Source organism: Ectopseudomonas oleovorans (assembly GCF_003052605.1).
GTDB lineage: Bacteria > Pseudomonadota > Gammaproteobacteria > Pseudomonadales > Pseudomonadaceae > Aquipseudomonas > Aquipseudomonas oleovorans_A.
Map to the genome: position 1 here is coordinate 1 of NZ_QASO01000013.1, position 22691 is coordinate 22691.

Genomic DNA, 22691 nt, shown 5'->3' on the forward strand with positions numbered 1-22691 from the left:
ATTGAGAGCGGCACGAGAGGTAGCGATCTCGATTCACGTTGGTTCAGCTCACAACGACGGAGCCATTTGAGGGATGCCGAATCCCGACTGGTGCCAGTAACAGAATGAGCCGCCATACATCTTGCTTAAAGGATACGTAGCCTTTCTTGTATTCATCAACCACAAAGTGTTAGAAAAGGAGACAGAGAAATGAAAAAAGGCGTCATGCGTCCCGGCCATATTCAACTTCGCGTGCTTGACTTAGAAGAGGCTCTCGCCTATTACCGCGATCTCATCGGCCTTATCGAGGTCGACCGCGACGAGGTCGGCCGAGTCTATTTGAAGGGTTGGACCGAAGTAGACAAGTTTTCCGTAGTCCTACGTGAAGCAGAAACTTCCGGGATGGACTTTGTATCCTTCAAATGCCTCAACGATCGAATCGTTGATGACCTGCGTGACGAACTGATTCGGTTCGGATGCAAGGTTCAGGAAATGCCGGCCAACGAACTGAGAGGCTGCGGACGGCGTATTCAATTTGATTCGCCGACCGGTCACATCTTTGAAATCTTCTCCACGAAAGAGCAGACTGGAAAATGGGGGATCAGTAACACTAACCCGGAGGCTTGGCCACGCGGACTCAAGGGCATGAAAGCGACTCGTTTCGATCATTGCCTGCTATACGGTCCGAACATCGCCGGGAGTATTGAACTGTTCCGCAATATATTGGGTTTTGACCTTTCAGAGCAGGTCATCGATGAGCGAGGGACGCGCCTTTCCGGATTCCTATCAATTGGAATGAAGGCTCATGATGTAGCATTCATCGAACACGCAGATCCAGCGAAGCTTCATCACGTCGCCTTTCACCTGGAGTCCTGGGACGATGTCCTACGCGCAGCCGACCTGATATCGATGACAGATACTGCACTCGATGCCGGTCCGACGCGCCACGGTTTGACTCATGGCAAGACAATCTATTTCTTTGACCCTTCGGGAAATCGCCTAGAGGTGTTTGCAGGTGGCGACTACCACTATCCCGATCATCCTCCGGTCACTTGGACCGAGGACTCGCTTGGCAAGGCCGTCTTTTACCATAGCCGAGCCCTTAACGAGCGCTTCCTGACCGTCCTCACTTGATTTCAGACGACCGGGCGAGAGAACAGACGAACGGCATGTGATGTGCTCGGCTTTTTCGGGCCAGGCGAAAGGTTAGCCTTCGGCGTTTTTGGGTCGTGATGACCCGTTCAAAAAGTCCGTCCGCCAAGCAAACTTGGCGTGCGGAAGATTGCCGAGAGCCATGTGAGGCCGACTCTCATTGTAGTCCTGTCGCCACGCCTCGATCACCTGTTTGGCATGCTCCAGGGATTCGGACCAATGGACGTTCAGGCATTCGTCGCGGAACGAGCCATTGAAGGTCTCCACGAAGGCGTTGTCCGTCGGTTTTCCCGGCCGGCTGAAGTCGATGCGCGTTCCGTGGTGGTAGGCCCAAAGGTCGGCACAAGAACAGCACTGAGACAGATAACGATATGGTCCCCCATTTGGCTACCGCCCTGAGCGGGCCGCTGCTCGACCTCGAGCGGCGTTTCCTCGACAACCAGACCACCATCGAGCAATGGCTGCGCAGCCAGTGGCTCGACCACACGCCGCCTTTCTATTGCTCGGTGGATTTGCGCAATGCCGGCTTCAAGCTGGCGCCGGTGGACACCAACCTGTTCCCCGGCGGCTTCAACAACCTGAGCCCGGCCCTGCTGCCGCTGTGCGTGCAGGCGGCCATGTCGGCCATCGAGAAAATCTGCCCCGAGGCGCGCAACCTGCTGCTGGTGCCGGAAAACCACACCCGCAACCAGTTCTACCTGCAGAACGTGGCGCGGCTGGCGGCCATCCTGCGCCACACCGGCCTCAACGTGCGCATCGGCTCCCTGCTGCCCGACATCACGGTGCCGACCACGCTCGATCTGCCTGATGGTCAAAAGTTGACCCTGGAGCCGCTGCGCCGCATCGGCGAAGGCGGGCGCCGCCTCGGCCTCGAGGACTTCGACCCCTGCGCGGTGCTGCTCAACAACGACCTTTCGGCCGGCGTGCCGGAGATTTTGCGGAACATCCACGAGCAGTACGTGATTCCGCCGCTCTATGCCGGATGGCACCTGCGCCGCAAGTCGCGCCACTTCGCTGCCTACCAGGAAGTGGCGACGCAGTTCGCGGCGGCGCAGGGCTTCGATCCCTGGCTGATCAATCCGGAATACGGCACCTGCGGCCAGATCAATTTCCACGAGCGCACCGGCGAGGAATGCCTGGCGGCCAACGTTGACATGCTGCTGTTCCGCCTGCGTGCCAAGTACAAGGAATACGGCATCGACAGCAAGCCCTTCGTCATCGTCAAGGCCGACGCCGGCACCTACGGCATGGGCATCATGACGGTGTACGACGCCAGCGAAGTGAAGGGCCTCAACCGCAAGCAGCGCAACAAGATGAGCGTCGGCAAGGAAGGCCTGCAGGTCACCGAGGTCATCACCCAGGAAGGCGTGCCGACCTTCGAGACCGTGGACGACGGCAGCGCCGAGCCGGTGGTGTACATGATCGATCGCTACGTGGTCGGCGGCTTCTACCGCGTGAATACCGCCCGCGGTGTCGACGAGAACCTCAATGCCCCGGGCATGACCTTCAAGCCCCTCGCCTTCGAGACCCATTGCTCGCTGCCCGACTGCGCCCTGTCGCCGGATGCGCCGCCCAACCGCTTCTTCGCCTACGGCGTGGTGGGGCGCCTCGCCTTGCTGGCGGCCTCGCTCGAGCTCGAGCGCAGCAATCCGGAGGCGCAATGAGGTTCGCGTTCATCCTCGATCCTCTGGCGGCGCTCAAGGCCTACAAGGATTCGAGCGTGGCGATGATGCGCGAGGCCGCCCGGCGCGGCCACGAGGTATGGGCCATCCAGCGTGAGGCGCTGATTTGGCGCGAAGGCGTGGTCGCCGCGGCGGCGACCCGCATCGCGCTGCACGACGACGACCATGACTGGTTTTCCGCCGCAGAAACCGCGACGCAGCTGTTGACCGCCTACGACGCGGTGCTGATGCGCCAGGATCCGCCCTTCGACTTCGAATACGTCGCCGCCACCTGGCTGCTGGAGCGGGCCGTCGCCGCCGGGGCGCGCGTCTTCAACAATCCGAGGGCGATCCGTGACCACTCGGAAAAGATTGCCATCACCGAGTTTGCGCAATTCACCGCCACCACCCTGGTGGCCCGTGATGCGGCCGATCTCCACGCCTTTATCGATGAACTGGGCGACGTGGTCCTCAAGCCCCTCGATGGCATGGGCGGCAGTTCGATCTTTCGCGTGAAGCGCGACGATCCCAATCGCAACGTCATCGTCGAGACGCTGACCGATCTGGGCCGCCGCACGATCATGGCGCAGCGCTACCTGCCGGCCATCCGCGAAGGCGACAAGCGCATCCTGCTGATCGACGGCAAGCCGGTCTCGCATGCCCTGGCACGCATTCCCAAGCCCGGCGAAAGCCGCGGCAACCTGGCCGCCGGCGGCAGCGGCGTGGCCCGGCCCCTGTCGCCCCGCGACCGGGAAATCGCCGAAACCCTGGGCCCCATCCTGGCCGCGCGCGGCCTGTTGCTGGTGGGCCTGGATGTGATCGGCGACTACCTCACCGAAATCAACGTCACCAGCCCGACCTGCTTCGTCGAGATCACTGCCCAGGCCGGCGTGCCGGTGGCCGGCTTGTTCGTCGACGCCCTCGAGGCTCGCTGCCGCTGATCCCCGGGATTCTGGACAGTGTGACCTACCCGGCTTTTTTGCGCCAAGCCAACTTAGGGAAACTTATATGGATGCCTCCTGGAGACAAGTGATTTTTGCATGTTGGAGAAGGTCACCTTGAATCGCCCTGGGTAGAGGTACCATGGTTTAAGTACAGACGGGTTCAGCCTATTGGGCGAGTTGCAGATAATACCGTTGCTCAGCCTCGGCGGGCGGGATGTATCCGATGGGCGCCAACAGTCGCTGGTGGTTGAACTAGGTTAGGCGTAGATCGGGTGTGTCGCATGCCGTTTGCTTGTGTTCGGCTCGCGGTAGTGCGCCTCGATGCCCATCTTCCGCATCAAAGTGGCGACGTGCTTGCGGCCGATCCTATGGCTGTCGTCGTAACGTAGCATGTCGCGCAGCATGCGGCTGCCGGCGAATGGATACTCTAGGTGCAATTAGTCGATCCGCCGCATCAGCAGCAGATCGCGAGCCGACACCGGCTGCGGCTGGTAGTAGGCGGAGGAGCGCGCCAGATCGAGAATCCGGCATTGCCGGCTCATCGGTGGATTATGCTTGCGGTCGATCATCGCATTGCGCTCAGCAGTCCCGCCTTGGTGAGCGCGCCCTCAAAAAATCGTTCTCCAAGCAGATGCTCGGCAGAGAATGTACCCGCCCCTGAAGCAATCCATCGAGTCCCGACAGCTACCAGCCGATCTTGTGCTTCTGGGGTCATGCCGAGATAAGGGGAAAATTCACTCACTTCCCCTCTATCCATATGATTAATATCACAATTTTAAAAAACCACATGGGTATCGCGATGCGGCGATTCTGACGTGTGTCACCCAGGTCGATCGCTGCTACACGGCGAGGAAAACATGGTTGGTGCCGACGTGGGTTACAGGTGTAGGAACAAACAGTTCCCTGATGCTTAGGAATGAGGTCGATTAACAACCTCAGAAGATCCTTCAGTTGAACCGGTCGCGGCAAATCAGGCAGCCGGAATGAATGATTCTATAATCACTCTATAATTGACTATAAAGACCGTCCTAGAGCGGCAGCTAGGCTGCTCCCTGTGACTTGAGGCTTCCCCTCCCTGTCAGACTTGTTTCGCACGTCTGGGTATTGCGCCCCCGCTAGCCGTTAGCAGCCTGGCATCCTCGTCTGGGCACTGGTTTGGACCGGCTGTGAGAGAATGAGGCTGGCCAGTACGACAACAATGCTGGGAGCAATGATTGGCCCATATGCCCAAAACCTATGGCACGCATTGTTCAGGGGGATGTTATGGACAAGCTCTACGACAGGCTGGTTTTGCCGAGAGGCCACTACCGCTTGCATGTGGCGGTACTGACGGGTCTGCCTGCTTCGTTGGTCTCTGATCTGGCCCAGGCGCTTGGGCGATCGCCCGTCCAGATAGCGGAATGGGTCGGAGTATCCTCCCTCAGTGCGGCAATGTCTTTGCAGGCAAGTGAGGTTTTCTGTCGCCTTGTCGAGACTCTCGATGCGCTACTGGAGCTGTACGAAGGGGACCTAGAAGGTGCACTCCGCTGGCTAACGGCACCGAATGTGGTGTTGGCCAATGAGAGGCCGGTCGAACTGTTGGCAACAGAAGCTGGTACGCGCGCCGTGCAGCAGGCTATTCATGCGATTGAATATGGCCTGCCAGTGTGACCCTTATCGGAGTTCTGGAGCAGTGAAGCGATTCTAAGGTTTGGATGGCCACCGCCCGCCCGCAGCTGGAGGTACTGACCATGGAGCATACCAATACTCCACCGCCTGAAACGGTCATAGACATCACTTGTGATGTCTGCTGCCAGAGCATTCGCGCAGAAGGCTATGGCCAACAGTTTGGAACCCTTCAGGCAAACTGGGGGCATGGTTCCAAGCACGACGGTGAGCGTTATGAGGTTCGGCTGTGCGAAGTCTGCTTCTTCAGAACCCTGAGCCATCTTCGCCGCAAGCGCATGGTCAACACCATGTTTGATGAGGAGCCCGATACCGCTCAGGATGAGTTCGGCCTGCTGCGAATTAAGTAGGCCGATCTGGAGTTGGCAAAGGCACTGGGGTGTCGGTATCAAGGCTCTGGGCCCAGGTCTCGACCAATGCGTGATCGATCACCAAACCCTCGCTCACATCAGCTAATGCCTCGTGTGTTAGATCAGCGAATCTTCGGTCGTCATTCGAGTTGGCCATTCCGCGTCCATTTTGCCGTGCCCGGCTGCTAGCCGATGGGCGCTGGCTCTGAATAGCCCGTCTTCACGCCCTGAGTGGCGGCGTAATGGCGGGTTTGGAAAGCCAGAACATCCTGCATCTGCTTGCTGACGTCTTCTTCCAGCCCCCACTCATAGGCCAGCTTGTCGAGCTTGTAGCGAGAGACCAACTGGGTCGCCCGCGGCGAGCGTTCTGCCGGTTTCAGGTTCGACCAGCTGCTGACAAAGCCTTTTAGGCGCGCGGCTTTGTCCGTTGATACACAGGGAAAGCGACGCAGCAGGTCGACCAGATAGAGGGCACGCAGCTTCTGTTCAGGCTGGCGCAGCTTGCCCGCCACTTCACGCTGCAATACCGGCACGAGGTCGCGCTCTTCGTACCACAACTGCTTGGCGAGCTCCACGAGAGCATCGGACGCAACTTGGCTAAGGCGCTGCTGAGTGACAGTCTCCAGGAGCGCGCCAAAGCTTTGTTTACGATCCAGACGTGGCATCTCGCCGATCCTCCAGGTACTTCGCTGTGACCAGTTTCAGGCAGCCTAGCATTGCGCTTCGGTTGCCCACAGCATAATCGATTGCCTCTGTTGCCAGTGTAACAAACTGGCCGACATCGACACGGCCGCATTCGATGAGCTGTTCGATATCAGATTGATCGTTTTCCGTAAAGCGGCCGAGCTTGGATATTGCCAGATCCACGCCGGCAGCAACGAAAACATGCAGCGGCTGCTCACCCTCGAAACCCTGCATGGGGATGGCACGCTCACGGTAGTCCTCGTGCAATGGCCCGAGGGCATTGGTGTAGTTCTGATCCAAGTACACCTGCAAGTCGCGGCCGTCGCTGTCCTCATAACCCTCTGGCGGTGTATAGACGGCCATGATCTCTTCCTTACGCAGCACACGGGCCGCCTCGATCTCCGCATCGATGTCCGCACTACCACGCGCATGGGTGAGCAGGTGCACCGCGCAGCCGCCGAAGATGAAGACCTTGAGCGAGCCTGGCGGATTGCCATTCAGTAGCGGCAAGGCCCGGGCGAACAGATTACCAATGGCCTGGCCCAGCGGCGTAGTCAAGCGGACAGGTTCCGCAGCCCCCTCACTGGCAGTCTCAAGTAGTGTCATCTTCACCTCCACTCAGCGCATAGGCTCAGTGTGCCGGTTCATGGGCTACGTGCGCCATCGCTGTTCGCAAGCGGCGCCCCGAGTAGCTTCAGCTGTGCAGTGGCTTCGATCAGGCGCTCCTGCAGGCCTTGCGCCTGTTGCGTCTGGATCGCGGAGGCTTCACCCAGCCGGGACACCTCCTCATGCAATGTGCGACAACGCTGTTCCAGGGTTTCATTCAAGCGCTCGGCGCCGGTCAGCGTGTTTTGCAAGGCCTCCAGGGCCTGAGCTTTCTGTGCCAGTAGCTGTTGCTGCGCATGCTGCTCTTTTTGCAACTGCCGCGCTTCTGCGAGCAGGCGCGCATTGTCGCGGTTCAGTTGGGTCAACTCGTCCTGTTTGACGATCAGGGTCTGCTGCAATTGCCGTAGCTCTAGTTGCAGTTGCTGCATCTGCGACTCGTGTCGACGTTGTTCCTGCTCACGCTGCTCCTTGCTGGCTTGGCGGTAGTGCTCCAAGGCGTCACGTGCGTGCTGATGCTTTTCCTCTAGCGAGCGAATCTGCCCATCGCGGTCTTGCAGGCGCTCCTCCAGGTCGCGGTTGGCCTGCAACAGGCGGGCATTCTCGACCTCGCCCTGTTGGCGTCGCTGCTGCTCCTGCTGTAGCGCGTGCTGGACAACCTGGAGCTGTTCTGTGAGCCCGCTGCACTGACTTTCCAATTGCTGGATTCGGCTTTCGGCCAGCCGCGCTTGGTTCTGGAAATCAAGCCGGTCATGTGCCAGTTGTTCGCGCTCCTGGGCCACGGCCGCCTGCGCATCTTCCTTTAACTGATCTGCCAGTTGGCCGACCAGATTGGCCAGCTGTTCGCTGAGCGGGATCGAGGCCGTATCTCGGCCGCGCTCGGCGTCTTCGAGCTCTTTCAGGTAGCGGTGAATGGTGGTTTTCGAGCCGGTATTGCCAAGTTCGACCCTTACCGCGTCGATGCTGGGGTTCTCGCCCCGCGCCAGAATTGCCTGCCGCGCCTTCTGAACCAGTGCCTTGTTGATGCCGCCGCGGGCCATGATCTGCTCCTACGATTTCGTATTATATTACATACTATGTATTTACATACTATATTTAATTGATGTAAAGCGCGTTTAAAGCAAATAAATCAGATAAAATAATGGAGCATTATTTAATCAGATGGCAAAAACGGTCGCTTGACAACCGTTTTCCAGTACACAAAGGGCAATCTCGGGCGATGAAGGATGTCGGTCGCTATCTGCAAGCCGGTACGCGGGAAAACACTCGCCGCAGCTACCAATCGGCCATCGAGCACTTCGAAGTGACTTGGTGCGGCTTCCTGCCCGCCACCAGCGACAGCATCGTGCGCTACCTGGTGGACTACGCCGACACCCTAAGCCTTAGCACGCTCAAACAGCGCCTGGCCGCCCTGGCCCAGTGGCATATCGCCCAGGGCTTTCCTGATCCGACCAAGACGCCCACGGTGCGACAGGTGCTCAAAGGCATCCGCACATTGCATCCGGCGCAAACGAAGCAGGCTGCACCGTTGCAGTTGCAACACCTGGAGCAGGCGGTTCACTGGCTGAATCAGGAAGCCGAACGGGCTCGGCAGTCCGGAAACTTGACAAGCCTGCTGCGCAGTCGGCGCGATGCGGCGCTGCTGCTGATCGGCTTCTGGCGCGGCTTTCGCAGCGACGAACTCTGTCGACTGCAGGTCGAGCATATCCAGGCCGAGGCCGGTGCTGGCATGAGCCTGTTCCTGCCGCAGAGCAAGGGTGACCGGGAAAACCTCGGCACGACCCATTACGCACCGGCCCTGAAACGCCTCTGCCCGGTACAGGCCTATCTCGACTGGATCAGTGTTGCCGGCATCACCCGCGGCGCAGTGTTCCGCCGGCTGGATCGCTGGGGGCGGCTGAGCGACGAGGCCTTGCATCCTGGCAGCCTGATCAGCTTGTTACGGCACATCCTACAGCGCGCCGGGATACCGGCTGAGCTGTACACCAGCCATTCGCTGCGCCGTGGCTTCGCCACCTGGGCCACGGCCAACGGCTGGGATCTCAAGGCGCTGATGACCTACGTGGGTTGGAAGGACATCAAGTCGGCCATGCGCTACATCGACCCCGCCATCTCCTTTGGCGGCCTGGCGGCGAAACCCGCCCTTGAACTGATTACTGGCACTTTGACGCAACTGCCAGCTTCTCACTAACATCGACGCACGACAGGAGTGAAGGTGCAATGAGTACGCAGACCAGCATCGAATGGACGGAAATGACCTGGAACCCGGTGGTGGGCTGCACCAAGGTATCGCCGGGTTGCAAACACTGCTATGCCGAGAACATGGCCCACCGCCTGCAAGCCATGGGCACGCCGGGTTACGAGAACGGTTTCCGCCTGAGCCTGCGGCCGGAAAAGCTTCAGGAACCGCTGCAGCGCAAGAAACCGACCATCTACTTTGTCAACTCGATGTCCGACCTGTTCCACGAGCAGGTGCCGGACGAGTACATCGACCAGGTGTTCGAGGTGATTCGCCAGGCGTCTCAACACACCTTCCAGATTCTCACCAAGCGTGCCGAGCGCTTGGCCGACTACTTCAGCCAGCGGACTCCGCCCGTGAACGCCTGGCTGGGAGTATCGGTCGAGGACAAAGCCTATGGCGTGCCGCGCATAGACTGCCTGCGCCGCATAGACGCAACAATCCGCTTCCTCTCGGCCGAACCCTTGCTGGAGGATCTGGGCGAGTTGGATTTGACCGACATCCACTGGGTCATCGTTGGCGGTGAGTCGGGTGGCAAGGCGCGTCCCATGAAGGAGGAATGGGTCGACAACATTCATCGCCAGTGCGATGAATTCGGTTCGGCCTTCTTCTTCAAACAATGGGGCGGTTGGGGAGCCGATGGCGTTAAACGCTCGAAGAAAGCCAACGGCCGGCTCCTGAATGGCCAAACCTGGGATGAGATCCCGCTGCTCAACCTCGCCTGATCACCACGACAAGGACTACTCGATGGCCAAGGATGACGAAAAATACCGGTGGGATTGGGCGAGCCAGACTTTTCCAACCATCGACCCGCACAGCAAGATCAAACACCAGATCATCGATGAGTACATTCAGACTTACATTGATGTCCTGATGCGCAATCAGCAGATGCCTGCGCTGGGCCTGTCGGTCGTCGATGGCTTTAGTGGCGGTGGTATCTACAACGATGACGCGGGTGGCAAGCACTTCGGATCGCCGGTGATCGCCCTGGAGGCAATTCAAGAATCCGAAGTTCGCAATAACCTTGGCCGTATTAAACCCCGTCCCATCCGCTCCCAGCATTATTTTGTCGATGTGAAGAAAGACAACATCGACTGTCTGCACGCCGTCCTGGCCAGCCGAGGCCACAGCCAGCGCTTCGGCCGCGATGTACACCTGCATACCGCCGAGTTCACCCAGGCGTTACCGGCGATCGCCCACAACCTCAAATCGTTCGGCATGAGCGAGCGGGTTCTGTTTCTGCTGGATCAGTACGGCTACAGCGACGTGCCGTTCTCCAAGATCAAATGGATCTTTCAGAACATAGCCAATGCCGAGGTGCTGCTGACCTTCAATGTCGACTTCCTGGTGGCCTATCTCTCCGACCGCCAGGCCAATCGAAAGGCCATCTCCAATATCGACTTGGAACGGCATATCCCATGGGACATGCTTAAGCACCTGAAGGCGCATAACCCGCGCGATTGGCAGTACCTGATTCAACGCTGCCTATCCGACGGGATCAAGGAGGAAACCGGCGCACCGTTCATGACCATCTTTTTCATCCGCCCCGTGGGCGCCAACCCCATGGCGTACTGGTTCATCCACTTGGCGAAGAGCTACCGCGCCAATGACGTGATGAAGAAGATCCACTGGAAGTACGGCAACAACTTCTCCCACATGCTGTCTCCCTCATGCTTCTTTGGCTATGACGCCAATCGCGACATCAAGGTGACGGATCAGCAAGAGCTGATATTCGAGGAGGAGCATCAGTTCGATATCGTCACGGATACCCGCATCCGAGGTGAACTGTCGGAGTTGCTGCCCAAGCAGGTTTACGAGGTTGAACAGCAATCGTTTGGAAGCCTAATGAGTGGGCTTGCCAATTACACGATGGCGGACGAGTCACGGGTGAAGCAGGCTCTGGATATTGCAGTCTCCAATGGTGATCTCCTCGCCGTGGACAAGGACGGTAAGAAAAAACGCCGCAAGGGCAGCAGTATCAAGATAACCGATACCCTAGTGGCCCCACCCCAGCGGCCCTTTTTCTTTCTGCCACCGCCTCCGAAAGCGAAGGTGGATGAGTCTTGAGACCGAGCAACGGCATGAAACTTGGGGCTTACCCGGTACTGGAAGAGGATGTGGCCCGGCTGTCGCCGCTGATCTACGAACACATCAACATACTCGGTCGGTATGTCCTTTGCGGTACCGGAAGAGGTCGCCCGCGGCGAGCTGCGTCCGCTGCGCAACCCTGACTACGACCTGTAATCCACCCGAGCTCTACGGGCAACACCCACGCAGCTGCTGCTGGATCGGCGGCCACTTCACCGAGCCGAACGAACAGAACACGCAGCATTCCCCCGGATTGGGGCGCAGCAGCGCCTTGCAGTTGCTGCACTCGTAATAGAACTGGCAGGCGTCCGCGGGCATGGTTTCCGGCTTGGCGAAGCCGCAGAGCGGGCAGGTCGCCGTGAGCTCGTTGTCGCCGGTGAGCAGCACCGTGCGCAGACCATCTTGCGCTGCGCACTGACCGCCTCGACAGCATCCGCCCGCAGTGTGTCGCCGAGAGCAAGCACGCCCGTCGAGGGCTACTGCGATGACCGTTCGGCCTACCTCCTCCAGCGTGCGAATGCGATATATACGCTTCATAAAAATGGGCATATAGGTTCCAAAAGGCCTGATGCTCGAAACCTCGCAGAGGTGCCGGCAACCTTCAGCGTCATATAACGTGCCTCTGAGCCGGGTCCACCTCATCCACCATCTCCCGGAATGTCTGATCAGCGCTTGACCTTGCCACCATGGTAAGGATTACGCTACTACTGAAGTCTAGTGATCGGCACACAAGCCTCGCATTTGAATGTGGCCCATCAGCTCCTTCGCATCATTCGTCACAGGACGGATTTTGAACTAACGTAAGAACCAGTAACTAAGCTGCTCCTCTGAATTGAGGAAATGATAATTGTGATGACTCGAAGACGGGATAGAACGCTAATCAAGCTGCTCATGGCGCTGCTTCTGTTTATGGGGGCAGCCCATGGCAGCACCCAGGAATTCAACCCTGGGTCGGCGAGTTCATCCCTCAATTGCTTGGTCATGCAAGGAATGCAGACTGAGACCGACACGCAAGTAGGCGGTTTGTGTCCTTACATGGATGATCAAATGTCCTGCTCGATCAGTTGCGCTGCCTCTTATACTGGAGCAGTAACAAGCATTGTCGACTCATCGCCCGTCAACACTTCGCCGCAACACGATTATTACACCTCCCTCCTTGGCCGCATGGCCGTCGCTCCCGATCCTTTTCCTCCTAAGCAGACTGTTCTGATCAATCTCTGAAGCTGTATCTGAAGCTATTCGTTGACGTCCGCTGGGCGTCTGTTTAGACGAAAAAATTTGGATATGGTCGCCGACATTTTGATTGTTGTTCATGCCGACAAGCATGCGGAAGCAATTCCCTGAATCGCCAGGGACCGCTATCCGCTTGAGGAGAGTGCCCAATGAAAAAACTGAAACTTTTGCTTGTGCCTGTATCGATACGCACAAGACGAGCCACAGCTCTACTCGCTGCAGTGGCGCTGCTCGTGGCTGGAGGTATGGCTCATGCCGCTCAGGAACAAGCCATACAAGGGGTACAGGGCGATATTCAGCAGATCCCGGTCGAGACCTACCACTACGGGATGAAGCTGGATATTGCCCGGGTCTTGTCCATCAGCGATACGAGCCAGGAGTGCGGCGTTGTGCCTTCGATCATGCGGTACGAAGACAGCAGCGGAGCCCCACGGGCCTTGGAGTATCAGATTTATGGCGGCGGTTGTTCTGATAATTGAGCGGATGCGCCTGAACCAACCTTGAGGACTACACCATGATCAAGAACACGACGCTTTACCTAAAAGGCTTGTTGCAGCACCACCCACTGATTGCGGGACTTGCGGTTGCCGTAGCGTTCACTCTGCTGTTTAACCTGGGCGGCCTGTTTGCTGTAGCCACCCTGCCTGTTCTGCTTTCTGTTCTGCCGTGCCTGGTGATGGTCTGGCTCTGCATGAAGAGCATGGGTGGCGAGACCTGCAAACAAGAAGTTCCAGAGCAATCATCGCTAACCCGAATGAACGAAACCACTGTTGTCGATCAGGAGAACCGCCATGCGTAACGCCCTTATCTATACCGCCGCACTTGCCTCCGCAATAACGTTTGGTACGGCTTCCGTTGCTATTGCCGAGGCGTCCAAGGATACCGCCAAGAGCGGTTCCGAGATGATGATGGGAGAAGGCATGCACATGATGGACGGCAATAAAATGCCAATGATGGGAATGATGCAGGAGATGAATTCAATGATGAAGAACTGCAACGAAATGATGGAAAACATGAACAAGCAGATGAGTAAGGAGGCGGGTCAAGGCGACAGCAAGGCGCAGTAAAGAGCTCGTTGCTTGCCACCCCCTCTAAAAGCCTCCGGCGTAGAGGGGAATAAGTGAATGGCGCCGGGTACGGCACCGTCAGCGGTGTCGATACCCGGACGCTTCGAGATTTTCGCTACACAGTTCCACTGCCGATCGATAGGAAGGAGCCTGACCATGAATGACTTCGCCATGCACTACGGGCACTGGGTCTGGGTGCTGGTGATGGTATTGATTGCCTCCTGGCTTCTCTACCGCTTTGCCGCCCCACGCAGCTGGCGTGAGTGGACGGGCGCCGGCCTGGTGCAAGCGTTCATCATCGCGTTATACGCCGAGATGTATGGCTTCCCGTTGACCATCTATCTGCTGACGGGGTTTCTGGGCATCGATCTTCCTCTGACGGGCTATTCCGGGCATCTCTGGGCCACCTTGCTGGGCTACGGCAGCCTCGGCGCCACGCTGGAAATGCTGCTGGGCGGAGTATTCATCGTCATTGGTCTGATGCTGTTGATCCGCGGCTGGGTTCAGGTCTACTACGCCAGCCTGGAGGGCCAGTTGGCCACCCAAGGCGTCTACAGTCTGGTCCGTCACCCGCAGTACACAGGGATCATGCTGGCCGTTTTCGGTCAGATCATCCATTGGCCAACGATCATCACCTTGCTGTTGTTTCCGGTGATCGTCTTTGCCTATGTTCACCTGGCCAGGCGGGAAGAATCAGTGTTGACGGCGCGGTTCGGCGAGGCCTATCAAGCCTATCGCCGGCACCTACCGATGTTCTTTCCACGCCGGCAGGAGTGGGGGCGGTTTCTCCACGCACTGTTCTTTCCCCATCCCAAATAGCCGGATGCTGCGGAAAACTTCGTCCCACCTCTGCGCGGGACAACCATGCCGCGTCGCCCCGGCCTTCCTTGCTTGCCTTTGAGCCGCGGCTGCATCACTCCAGAGTCTGACCGGCTTTGGCGATCGCGCTCCAGGTCGTGCCGGCGTCCTTTGATAGATAGACGTCACGTTTGAAGGTCGCCGTCGCCCATTCCTTTGGCTGGACTGGGTTCTGTGCAAGATAGGCGATAGCGTCCTCATCCAGCTCAGGCACGCCGAGCGGGGTAATCTCGCGCGTCTTCAGATCCAGCCTGGATAGCTTGGCCGCGTCGCCGTAGCTACCGAACCATAGGCTGCTGCCATCAAGACTGAAGGTGACGCTCACTACCTGTTCGCCTTCGACGACCGCCCTGAAGCGTTGACCCGCATCGCGCGACAGGTACAGGCCCGCTCCGGTCGCCACCGCGACCAGCCGGTGGTCGCTCGGATGCACCGCCAGTGCGGTCGGCGCCTCGCCAATTCCCTGCGCGGATGCGCGCTGCCAATTGGCTCCATCGTTGCGGCTGTAATACAAGCCCGGGACGCTCATCCGCGAATTCGGACGGGTGTTGTAGACATATAGGGTTGCGCTATCGTAACCGCTGGCCAGCAGGTGGAAGTCCGACTCGCCTTGTAGGCCCAGTTGCTGCCACGTGCGCCCTCCATCGCTGCTCTTGATCACTCCGAACGGATTGACCAGACCGCTGCCGCGGGCTGGGTGGCCGCTGCTGTAGATCGCCTGGCGCGTCACCGAATAGCCCATATAGTCGTGTGCAGGTCCGGGTGCCTTGCTCCAGCGCCCTTGGCTATAGACGGCCAGGCCGTGGTGACTGGGAATGGACAGCTGTTGACCATCCGGGCTGAACGCCAGTCCGTGTACATGTTCTAGGGTGACCGCTGCATCGCCGCAGGCGGCGACAATGGTGACGGCGGCTAGCAGCCCGAGTCTAGCTGCGCCGCGTAGTAGGAATATCAGAGCCATCATCGCGTCTCCAAGTGAGGGCCATCTGTGCCAAGGCCTCTTTCGAAAAAAGAGGCGCCTGATCCAGGCGCCTAGGGCCAACCTCCAAACCAAAGGAGCAACGGGAGGATGGCAGCACAGTTACCCATGGTTGAGTCAAATCACTGATCCGAAAGACTGGCCCGGCGAAAGGATATAGCTCACCGGACCGGCCATTCTTGGCGCTATTACTGCATCGGCTTGATCGACAGAAGCGTCGCCGTCATACCTTCGCTCTTGAACTCGAACATCACCTGTTGGCCGACCTGCACTTGAGCCAGTTGCTCGGGCGTCGCCTTGAAACCCATGGTCATCGCCGGCCACTTCACGGCAGGCACGGGGCCATGGGCGATGGTGACACTGCCTTTCTGACTGTCGATGGCCTTGACGGTGCCGGAAGCCTGGGCGGTTGCCATAGCCCCCGATTGCTCCATCTGCATTTCTTTCATGGGCATCTTGTCCATGGGCATGGCAGGCATTTCGGCGGCAAAGACCGGTTGGCCGAGGACCAGAGTCAGAGCACCTAGGAGGGTGTAGTTCTTCATGCGAGTTTTCCTTCTGCTTGGTTGGGGATGAATTCAGAGGTCTGGCGGCGACGCATCAGTCGATAGGCCGCCGGCAGGACGAACAACGACAACAGCGGCGCGGTGACCATGCCGCCGACCATGGGCGCGGCGATGCGGCTCATCACCTCGCTGCCGGTGCCGCTGTCCAGCAGGATCGGCAGCAGGCCGGCGATGATCACCGCCACGGTCATCGCCTTGGGCCGCACACGCTGCACGGCGCCTTCGCGGATCGCCTCGATAAGCGCACTTTCGTCGGTGCGGCCGGCGTCTTGCCGTTCGTTCCAGGCGTTCTTCAGGTACAGCAGCATGATCACGCCGAACTCGGCGGCGACCCCGGCCAGGGCGATAAAGCCCACCCCGGTGGCCACCGACTGGTTGTAGCCGAGCAGGTAGAGGAACCAGATGCCGCCGACCAGTGCGAAGGGAAGTGTGGCCATGATCAGCAGGGCTTCACTGAAGCGAGCGAACGTCAGGTAGAGCAAGACGAAAATGATCACCAGGGTCGCCGGCACCACCAGTTTGAGCCGGGCATTGGCGCGTTCGAGAAACTCGAACTGCCCGGAGTAGCTCAGGCTCATGCCCGGCTCTAGTTTGACCTGATCATCGATGGCCTGGCGCAGGTCACCCACCACTGAAGCCAGATCACGGCCACGCACGTCGATGTAGACCCAGCCAGACAGACGCGCATTCTCGCTTTTCAACATGGGTGGACCGTCAGTGATCCTGATCTGCGCCACAGTGCCAAGGGTGATCTGGCTGCCCTGGGGGGTATAAATCGGCAGCTCACGCAGCCCTGCCAGTGAATCGCGCCACTCGCGCGGATAGCGCAGGCTGATCGGGAAGCGCGCCAGGCCCTCGATGGTCTCGCCGATGTTCGCCCCGCCGATGGCGCCGGCGACGATCGCCTGCACATCGGCGATATTCAGGCCATAGCGCGCCGCCGCTTCGCGGTCGATATCCACATCGACGTAACGCCCGCCGGTCAGGCGCTCGGCCAGGGCGGAACTGACTCCGGGCACGAGTTTGGCGACCCGTTCGACCGCCTGGGTCATCTCGTCGATTTGCGCCAGGTTGCTGCCGGCGACCTTGACGCCGATCGGGCTCTTGATGCCGGTGGCGAGCATGTCGATGCGGTTACGGATCGGCGGAATCCATAGGTTGGCCAATCCTGGCACCTGTACGGTACGGTCCAGTTCCTCCACCAGCTTCTCCGGGGTCATCCCCGGTCGCCACTGCTCGCGCGGCTTGAACTGGATGGTGGTTTCGAACATCTCCAGCGGTGCGGGGTCGGTGGCGGTTTCGGCACGGCCGGCCTTGCCGAACACATGGGCGACTTCCGGCACCGTCTTGATCAGGCGGTCGGTCTGCTGCAGCAGTTGCGCCGCCTTCTGCGCGGACAGCCCCGGTAGCGCGGTGGGCATATAGAGCAGGTCGCCCTCGTCCAGCGGCGGGAGGAACTCGCCACCGAGACGGCTCATCGGCCAGAGCGCGCTGAGCAGAATCAGCACCGCAACCAGCAGGGTGATTTTCGGCCGCCGTAGTACCGCGTCCAAGGCCGGCTGGTAGATGCGAATCAGCCAGCGGTTCAGCGGGTTCTGTTCCTCGTTGGGAATCCGCCCGCGAATCCAATAGCCCATCAGCACCGGCACCAGGGTCACCGACAGGCCGGCGGCGGCCGCCATGGCGTAGGTCTTGGTGAAGGCCAGCGGACCGAACAGGCGGCCTTCCTGGGCCTCCAGGGTGAAAACCGGGATGAACGACAGGGTGATGATCAGCAGGCAGAAGAATAGTGCCGGGCCGACCTCCACCGCCGCCTCGGTGATCACGTGCCAGTGATGTTCGCCCTTGAGGTCCTCGCCCGGGTGTTCCTCGCGCCAGGCCTCGATCTTCTTGTGCGCGTTCTCGATCATCACCACCGCGGCGTCGACCATGGCGCCGATGGCGATGGCGATGCCGCCGAGGGACATGATGTTGGCGTTGATCCCCTGCTGCTGCATGACGATAAAGGCGATCAGCACCCCGACCGGCAGCGAGACGATAGCCACCAGGGATGAGCGCAGGTGCCAGAGAAACAGCGCACAAACCAGGGCGACTACGATGAACTCCTCGATCAGCTTGTGACTGAGGTTTTCTACGGCACGATCGATCAGCTTGCTGCGATCATAGGTGGTAACGATCTCCACCCCCGAGGGCAGGCTCTTGCCCAGTTCGTCAAGCTTGGTCTTGACCGCGGCGATGGCCTCGCGAGCATTCTTGCCGCTGCGCAGGATCACAACGCCGCCGACTACCTCGCCCTCGCCGTCGAGTTCGGCGATGCCGCGACGCATTTCCGGGCCGAGCTGGATATGCGCAACCTCGCCAAGCGTCACCGGCACGCCGCCACTGTCCAGGCGCAGGGGGATGGCGCGAAAGTCATTCAGCGTCTGCAGGTAACCCGAAGCGCGCACCATGAACTCGGTCTCGGCCAGTTCCAGCACCGCACCGCCGGTTTCCTGGTTGGCCCTGGAAATTGCCTCAGCGACCTGCTGCTGGGTGATGCCGCGGCTGGCCAGCTTGATCGGATCGAGCACCACCTGGTACTGCTTGACCATGCCACCGATGGTGGCCACCTCGGCGACATTGGCCAGGGTCTTCAGTTCGAACTTGAGGAACCAGTCCTGTAGCGCCCGCAACTGCGCCAGGTCATGCGTGCCGGTGCGGTCGACCAGGGCGTACTGATAGATCCAGCCCACCCCGGTGGCATCAGGGCCCAGGGCGGGCGCGGCGCCCGCAGGCAGACGGGCCTGCACCTGGCTGAGGTATTCCAGTACCCGCGAACGCGCCCAGTACAGGTCGGTGCCGTTCTCGAACAGCACGTAGACGAAGCTGTCGCCGAAGAAGGAATAACCGCGCACCGTTTTCGCGCCCGGCACCGAGAGCATGGTGGTGGCCAGTGGATAGGTCACCTGATTCTCGACGATCTGCGGCGCCTGCCCCGGGAAGGGCGTGCGGATGATCACCTGCACATCGGAGAGGTCCGGCAGCGCGTCGATGGCGGTGTTCTGCACCGACCAGACACCCCAGCCGACGGCGAACAGGGTGGCCAGCAGCACCAAGAAGCGGTTGGCCACCGACCAGCGGATCAGCTTGGCGATCATGGTTGCACCTCCAGCTTATCCAGCCGCTCGATCAACAGGCCGTCGTCCGTTTCGCGCACGCCAACGTGTACCGAGTCCCCTGCCTGTACGCCCTCCAGCAGAGTCGGATCTGCCAACGGAAAGGTCATGGTCATTCCAGGCATGCCGAGGGTCTTGAACGGACCATGGGCCAGGGTGACCGAGTCGTTGTCGATCTCGACCACCTTGCCTTCCGCCTCATGCAGGGCCTGCATCGGCTGAGCGTCGGGTGATGCGAGGTCCTGGGCGAGTACCCCGCGCAGGCTGGCCTCGGAATCGAGCAGGAACTGTCCGGAGGCGACTACCTGCTGACCTTCCTCCAGGCCCTCGACAATTTCCGCCTTGTCAGTCCTTTCCCGTCCAAGACGGACCTCAACCGGTCGATAACGACCCTCGCCTTCGACCAGCATCACCAGGGCACGCCGGCCGGTACGGATTACCGCTTCATTCGGCACGTACAATGCTCTCTGTTCGCTCGGGCGACTCAGCCGAACCTTGGCGGTCATGCCTGGCCGCAGACGGCCCGTCGGGTTATCCAGTTCGACCCGCACGCGCAGCGTGCGGCTATCCAGGTTGGCCTGCGGCAGGAAGGCGCTCACCGTGCCCGCCAGCACTTCACCGGGGAAGGCGGGCAGGTATGCCTCCACCGGCTGGCCGAGCTGTACGCCGCCGGCTTCGGCCTCAGGCACAGCCACGTCGAGCCAGACACTGCTCAGGCCGTTGACTGTGGCCAAGGGTTGGCCAGCGGCCAGGGTCATGCCTTCGCGGACATTGAGCTCCTGCAGCACGCCGGCAATCGGGCTAGTGACCGTCCAGAGGGCCTGGACCTTGCCACTACGCTCGACCCGCTCGATCAATGACTGCGGCATCCCAGCCAGGCGCAGGCGCTGCCGGGCTGCGTCCAACAATGCTCTTTCACCGACCTCGCGCAAGGCCAGGAACTCTTCTTGAACAGCCGCCCATTCGGGTACCAGTAGGTCGGCCAGCGGCGCCCCGGCGGCCAGCAGGTCCTCGGGCGCGCGCCGATACACGCGCTCGACGAAGCCCCCGCTGCGTGCCTGCACCACGGCGACATCGCGGTTATTGAAGGCTAGGTTGCCGACCACTTCCAACTCAGTGACCGAGTGTTCACGGGTGACAGTCGCTAGGCGCATGCCCAGGTTCTGGACGACGCTTGGGTCGATGCTGACCGCGGCACTGTCACTCGCCTCGCCGGCGTAGCGCGGCACCAATTCCATGTCCATGAAGGGAGACTTGCCGGGTTGGTCAAATTTCTGCTGCGGGTACATGGGGTCGTACCAATAGAGCACTTCGCGCTCGTCCGGTGCGGAGGACTCCTGGGCATTGGCCATGCTGGCCCCGGCCTCCACCAGGGGCTGAGCGAACCAGTAGCCGCCCGCTGCACCAATGGCGAGCGCCAAGCCCGTCAGCAACGCGCCTTTCCAGATTCGAGTCTTCATTGGCTACTTTCTCCATAGGCGAAATACAGGCGGGCACTGGTCTGTGCACGTTGCTGTTCAAGGTCGATGTGTTTCAGGCGGGCCTCGATGAGTTCGCGCCGCGCGGCCACTAGCGCCATTAACTCGCCACGGCCGGCGCGGTAGTCCGCCATGGCCAGGCGTACCTTCTCCTCGGCCAGCGGTACCAGGGTTTGTCGGCTGCGCTCCACGGCGCGCTCCAGGCGGCGGTGTTCGGCCAGATCGTCGGCCAGCGCTTGCGCGTGCTCCCGTGTCATGGCTTCGCGCTCGGCTTCCAGGCGCAGCACTTCGGCGCGCTTGGCGGCGATCTTCGGGTCCTGCCGGCTGGCGGTGAACAGGGGTAGGTCGAAGGTGAACTGCACGGAGACCATGTCGCCAAAGGCCTCGCCACGTTTTTGGTAGGCCAGCTCCCAGCTCCAGTCGGGTTTCTTGTCCGCTTCGGCTAGACGCACCTGGGCCTCTGCCTCCTGTGTCATCGGCGTGAAGGCCTGCAGCTCAGGGTGACGATCCAAACTGTGGCGGAAATGCAGGTCATCGACTCGCCAGCTCGGCCAAGAGCCGGACAGCGGCTCGACCGCCACCGGCCCGACCCAGCGGCGCAGGGCCGCGCGGGCCTGCGTGCGGTTGCGTTCTAGTTCATCTTCCTGCTCGGCGAGCAGTGCTGCTTCCTGCTTGGGCGCCAAACTGTCAGCCGCCTGGCCACGGCCGCCGGCCAAGCTGGCCTGTACGGCCTTGGCCAGCAGGCGATTCTCGTCGTACAGAGTCTGGAACAGTTGCAGTTTCTGCTCGACCGCGAAGCCGCCGATCCAGGCAAGCGCAGTTTCACGGCGCACCTTGAGGCGTTCGACCCGCTCCAGTGCATCGGCGCTGTCGATGCCCGCCTGGGCAGCCTCGACACGGGCACGGCGCTTGGCTCGGTTGGGAACTTCTTGCATGACCCCGACCATCTGCATGGTCATGAAGTCGCGCGTGAGGCTGCCACGGGCATCGCCCTCGATGGGAAAGTTCTGGATACCTAGGGCAAGCTTGGGGTCCGGTAATTCACCGGCGGGAATGGCGGCCTGCATGGCGGCATCTTGGTTGGCAGCCTGGGCAGCCAGTGACGGTGCCTCGCGCTCCGCCAGGCGCAGGGCTTCGTCCAGGGTAAGGGCGGCGGCCAGGCCGGGCACGGCCAGGGCGCACAGCGTGAGGGCGGCCAGCGAAAGGCGTCCTCCGCAGTAGCGTCGGAGATTCATATTCACGATTCCTGTGGATGATCCGGCGCGTACCCACACGGGCACACGCACACCGTCTCGCCGCCTAAGAGGGGGAAACGGGACTCAAGTCGGCACGGGAATCAGGCGCGGGGGGGACGCCACACCCCAGAGGGGGACGCGGTTGGAAGGAAATCGTGGGTAGGAGTGATTACTACGGAGCGAGAAAACAGAAGAGGCGTCTTGATGACCGAAACCTGCAGCATGCTGCTGCTCTTGCACTCTTGTCCGGTCTTGCAGACTTTGCCGCTGGACATTTGCTGCTGATGGTCTTCGCAGCAAGAAGCCTGCATATCCTCCATCGAGATGCCGTGCTGTTCCATGGGGCAAGGTTCGGAAAACGCGAGCACACCTGCGACCCCATTCAGGGGAAGGGTCAGGCTGAGCAGCAGGAGCAACAGCAGGTGCAGGCGTCGTTTCATGCGGCGGAGTCTAGCCCAGGTCGATAGGGGGAGCAATTCGTCAGTGTTCCGTTTTGCGGAAAGATCACGGCGCGTCAGTCGGATCACGCTCGATCGGCTTTACCTTCTGCGTGTCATCGCTAGCGGGTGGTCCTTTGTGCATGCCGCGCATGCAGAACAGCATTGACAGCGGACAGAGCAGTAGCAGGAAGATCAGCGCGTTCGCCGCAATCCAGGTTTGAAAAGCCGGGAACAGGACATAGGCAGCCAGCAGAAAGATGCCGGCTCCTATGCCAACCCGAATCATGGTGGATTTATCGCAGGTCATGATGTTCT

At 60.2% G+C, this 22691-nt stretch carries 24 protein-coding genes and 2 pseudogenes; 13 read left to right on the forward strand and 13 right to left on the reverse strand.

From position 1 onward, the window contains the following. Positions 1 to 189 precede the first annotated feature (189 nt). Entirely contained in the window at positions 190 to 1113 is a 924-nt protein-coding gene (locus DBO86_RS02450) for a catechol 2,3-dioxygenase (RefSeq protein WP_108232896.1), read from the forward strand. A 72-nt stretch (positions 1114 to 1185) separates the two neighbouring features. Here the strand turns inward: DBO86_RS02450 and DBO86_RS02455 are convergent. Continuing rightward, positions 1186 to 1470: pseudogene (locus DBO86_RS02455) on the reverse strand (integrase core domain-containing protein); the annotation flags it as partial. 32 nt (positions 1471 to 1502) lie between these two features. On the opposite strand from DBO86_RS02455, the gene gshA reads away from it, so the two are divergent. Both gshA and gshB read left to right on the forward strand, forming a co-directional pair. Next, the gene (gene gshA, locus DBO86_RS02460) at positions 1503 to 2795 is read left to right on the forward strand and encodes a glutamate--cysteine ligase (RefSeq protein ID WP_108232897.1); all 1293 of its coding nucleotides are present in this window, start codon (positions 1503 to 1505) and stop codon (positions 2793 to 2795) included. Continuing rightward, the gene (gshB, locus tag DBO86_RS02465; protein WP_108232898.1) at positions 2792 to 3733 is read left to right on the forward strand and encodes a glutathione synthase; all 942 of its coding nucleotides are present in this window, start codon (positions 2792 to 2794) and stop codon (positions 3731 to 3733) included. The genes gshA and gshB overlap by 4 nt, the downstream gene beginning before the upstream one ends. A 266-nt stretch (positions 3734 to 3999) precedes the next feature. Here gshB and DBO86_RS02470 read toward each other — a convergent pair. After that, a pseudogene (locus tag DBO86_RS02470) lies at positions 4000 to 4369 on the reverse strand (IS3 family transposase); the annotation flags it as partial. A gap of 630 nt (positions 4370 to 4999) precedes the next feature. On the opposite strand from DBO86_RS02470, the gene DBO86_RS02475 reads away from it, so the two are divergent. Together DBO86_RS02475 and DBO86_RS02480 are read left to right on the forward strand one after the other, a co-directional pair. Beyond that, positions 5000 to 5386 (forward strand): antitoxin Xre/MbcA/ParS toxin-binding domain-containing protein, encoded by a 387-nt coding sequence (locus DBO86_RS02475; RefSeq protein ID WP_043503894.1) that lies wholly within the window; start codon positions 5000 to 5002, stop codon positions 5384 to 5386. Between the two features lie 44 nt (positions 5387 to 5430). After that, positions 5431 to 5751 carry a hypothetical protein gene (locus tag DBO86_RS02480; protein WP_003124104.1) on the forward strand — a complete coding sequence of 107 codons (321 nt, stop codon included), beginning with the start codon at positions 5431 to 5433 and terminating at the stop codon, positions 5749 to 5751. Between the two features lie 185 nt (positions 5752 to 5936). On the opposite strand, the gene DBO86_RS02485 is transcribed toward DBO86_RS02480, so the two are convergent. From DBO86_RS02485 to DBO86_RS02495, 3 genes are read right to left on the reverse strand one after another with little or no spacing between them, the layout of a single operon-like run. Beyond that, positions 5937 to 6416, reverse strand: coding sequence for a hypothetical protein (locus DBO86_RS02485; protein WP_003124105.1), 480 nt, complete (start codon positions 6414 to 6416; stop codon positions 5937 to 5939). After that, positions 6397 to 7041 carry a DUF6036 family nucleotidyltransferase gene (locus tag DBO86_RS02490; RefSeq protein ID WP_003131939.1) on the reverse strand — a complete coding sequence of 215 codons (645 nt, stop codon included), beginning with the start codon at positions 7039 to 7041 and terminating at the stop codon, positions 6397 to 6399. Before DBO86_RS02490 ends, DBO86_RS02485 begins: the two co-directional genes overlap by 20 nt. A 38-nt stretch (positions 7042 to 7079) precedes the next feature. After that, positions 7080 to 8078 (reverse strand): DNA-binding protein, encoded by a 999-nt coding sequence (locus DBO86_RS02495; protein WP_023911060.1) that lies wholly within the window; start codon positions 8076 to 8078, stop codon positions 7080 to 7082. Between the two features lie 179 nt (positions 8079 to 8257). Between DBO86_RS02495 and DBO86_RS02500 the strand changes: the two genes are divergently transcribed. The 3 genes from DBO86_RS02500 to DBO86_RS02510 are packed head-to-tail and all read left to right on the forward strand — an operon-like array spanning position 8258 to position 11344. Then, on the forward strand, positions 8258 to 9229 hold the full coding sequence (locus DBO86_RS02500) for a site-specific integrase (RefSeq protein WP_003131935.1): 972 nt from the start codon (positions 8258 to 8260) through the stop codon (positions 9227 to 9229). A 29-nt stretch (positions 9230 to 9258) separates the two neighbouring features. Continuing rightward, positions 9259 to 10002 carry a phage Gp37/Gp68 family protein gene (locus DBO86_RS02505; RefSeq protein WP_003131934.1) on the forward strand — a complete coding sequence of 248 codons (744 nt, stop codon included), beginning with the start codon at positions 9259 to 9261 and terminating at the stop codon, positions 10000 to 10002. A 22-nt stretch (positions 10003 to 10024) separates the two neighbouring features. Continuing rightward, on the forward strand, positions 10025 to 11344 hold the full coding sequence (locus tag DBO86_RS02510; protein ID WP_003131931.1) for a three-Cys-motif partner protein TcmP: 1320 nt from the start codon (positions 10025 to 10027) through the stop codon (positions 11342 to 11344). Between the two features lie 189 nt (positions 11345 to 11533). On the opposite strand, the gene DBO86_RS02515 is transcribed toward DBO86_RS02510, so the two are convergent. After that, positions 11534 to 11752, reverse strand: a complete 219-nt coding sequence (locus tag DBO86_RS02515) for a GDCCVxC domain-containing (seleno)protein (protein ID WP_021702875.1) — start codon at positions 11750 to 11752, stop codon at positions 11534 to 11536. A 504-nt stretch (positions 11753 to 12256) separates the two neighbouring features. Between DBO86_RS02515 and DBO86_RS02520 the strand changes: the two genes are divergently transcribed. The 5 genes from DBO86_RS02520 (at position 12257) to DBO86_RS02540 (ending at position 14484) form a co-directional block, all read left to right on the forward strand. Beyond that, positions 12257 to 12586: a hypothetical protein gene (locus tag DBO86_RS02520; RefSeq protein WP_125896094.1), complete on the forward strand. Its 330-nt coding sequence runs from the start codon at positions 12257 to 12259 to the stop codon at positions 12584 to 12586. 161 nt (positions 12587 to 12747) lie between these two features. Beyond that, positions 12748 to 13077 (forward strand): DUF2790 domain-containing protein, encoded by a 330-nt coding sequence (locus DBO86_RS02525; RefSeq protein WP_071543060.1) that lies wholly within the window; start codon positions 12748 to 12750, stop codon positions 13075 to 13077. A 35-nt stretch (positions 13078 to 13112) separates the two neighbouring features. Further along, positions 13113 to 13397 (forward strand): hypothetical protein, encoded by a 285-nt coding sequence (locus tag DBO86_RS02530; RefSeq protein ID WP_003131929.1) that lies wholly within the window; start codon positions 13113 to 13115, stop codon positions 13395 to 13397. Next, complete coding sequence (locus DBO86_RS02535; RefSeq protein WP_021702871.1) at positions 13390 to 13665, forward strand: hypothetical protein; 276 nt, start codon at positions 13390 to 13392, stop codon at positions 13663 to 13665. The genes DBO86_RS02530 and DBO86_RS02535 overlap by 8 nt, the downstream gene beginning before the upstream one ends. A 156-nt stretch (positions 13666 to 13821) precedes the next feature. After that, on the forward strand, positions 13822 to 14484 hold the full coding sequence (locus tag DBO86_RS02540; protein ID WP_031275452.1) for a methyltransferase family protein: 663 nt from the start codon (positions 13822 to 13824) through the stop codon (positions 14482 to 14484). 94 nt (positions 14485 to 14578) lie between these two features. Here the strand turns inward: DBO86_RS02540 and DBO86_RS02545 are convergent, their stop codons facing one another. From DBO86_RS02545 to DBO86_RS02575, 7 genes are all read right to left on the reverse strand, one after another. Then, positions 14579 to 15484, reverse strand: a complete 906-nt coding sequence (locus tag DBO86_RS02545) for a F510_1955 family glycosylhydrolase (protein WP_031275450.1) — start codon at positions 15482 to 15484, stop codon at positions 14579 to 14581. Positions 15485 to 15690: 206 nt separating this feature from the next. Beyond that, positions 15691 to 16047: a copper-binding protein gene (locus tag DBO86_RS02550; RefSeq protein ID WP_003131925.1), complete on the reverse strand. Its 357-nt coding sequence runs from the start codon at positions 16045 to 16047 to the stop codon at positions 15691 to 15693. Continuing rightward, complete coding sequence (locus tag DBO86_RS02555; RefSeq protein WP_108232899.1) at positions 16044 to 19205, reverse strand: efflux RND transporter permease subunit; 3162 nt, start codon at positions 19203 to 19205, stop codon at positions 16044 to 16046. Before DBO86_RS02555 ends, DBO86_RS02550 begins: the two co-directional genes overlap by 4 nt. After that, positions 19202 to 20683, reverse strand: a complete 1482-nt coding sequence (locus tag DBO86_RS02560) for an efflux RND transporter periplasmic adaptor subunit (RefSeq protein WP_058198919.1) — start codon at positions 20681 to 20683, stop codon at positions 19202 to 19204. The genes DBO86_RS02555 and DBO86_RS02560 overlap by 4 nt, the downstream gene beginning before the upstream one ends. Then, positions 20680 to 21936, reverse strand: a complete 1257-nt coding sequence (locus tag DBO86_RS02565; protein ID WP_023911051.1) for a TolC family protein — start codon at positions 21934 to 21936, stop codon at positions 20680 to 20682. Before DBO86_RS02565 ends, DBO86_RS02560 begins: the two co-directional genes overlap by 4 nt. 101 nt (positions 21937 to 22037) lie before the next feature. Further along, positions 22038 to 22376: a hypothetical protein gene (locus DBO86_RS02570; RefSeq protein ID WP_033869463.1), complete on the reverse strand. Its 339-nt coding sequence runs from the start codon at positions 22374 to 22376 to the stop codon at positions 22038 to 22040. A gap of 64 nt (positions 22377 to 22440) precedes the next feature. Continuing rightward, complete coding sequence (locus DBO86_RS02575; protein ID WP_003131921.1) at positions 22441 to 22683, reverse strand: DUF2933 domain-containing protein; 243 nt, start codon at positions 22681 to 22683, stop codon at positions 22441 to 22443. Positions 22684 to 22691: the final 8 nt, after the last annotated feature.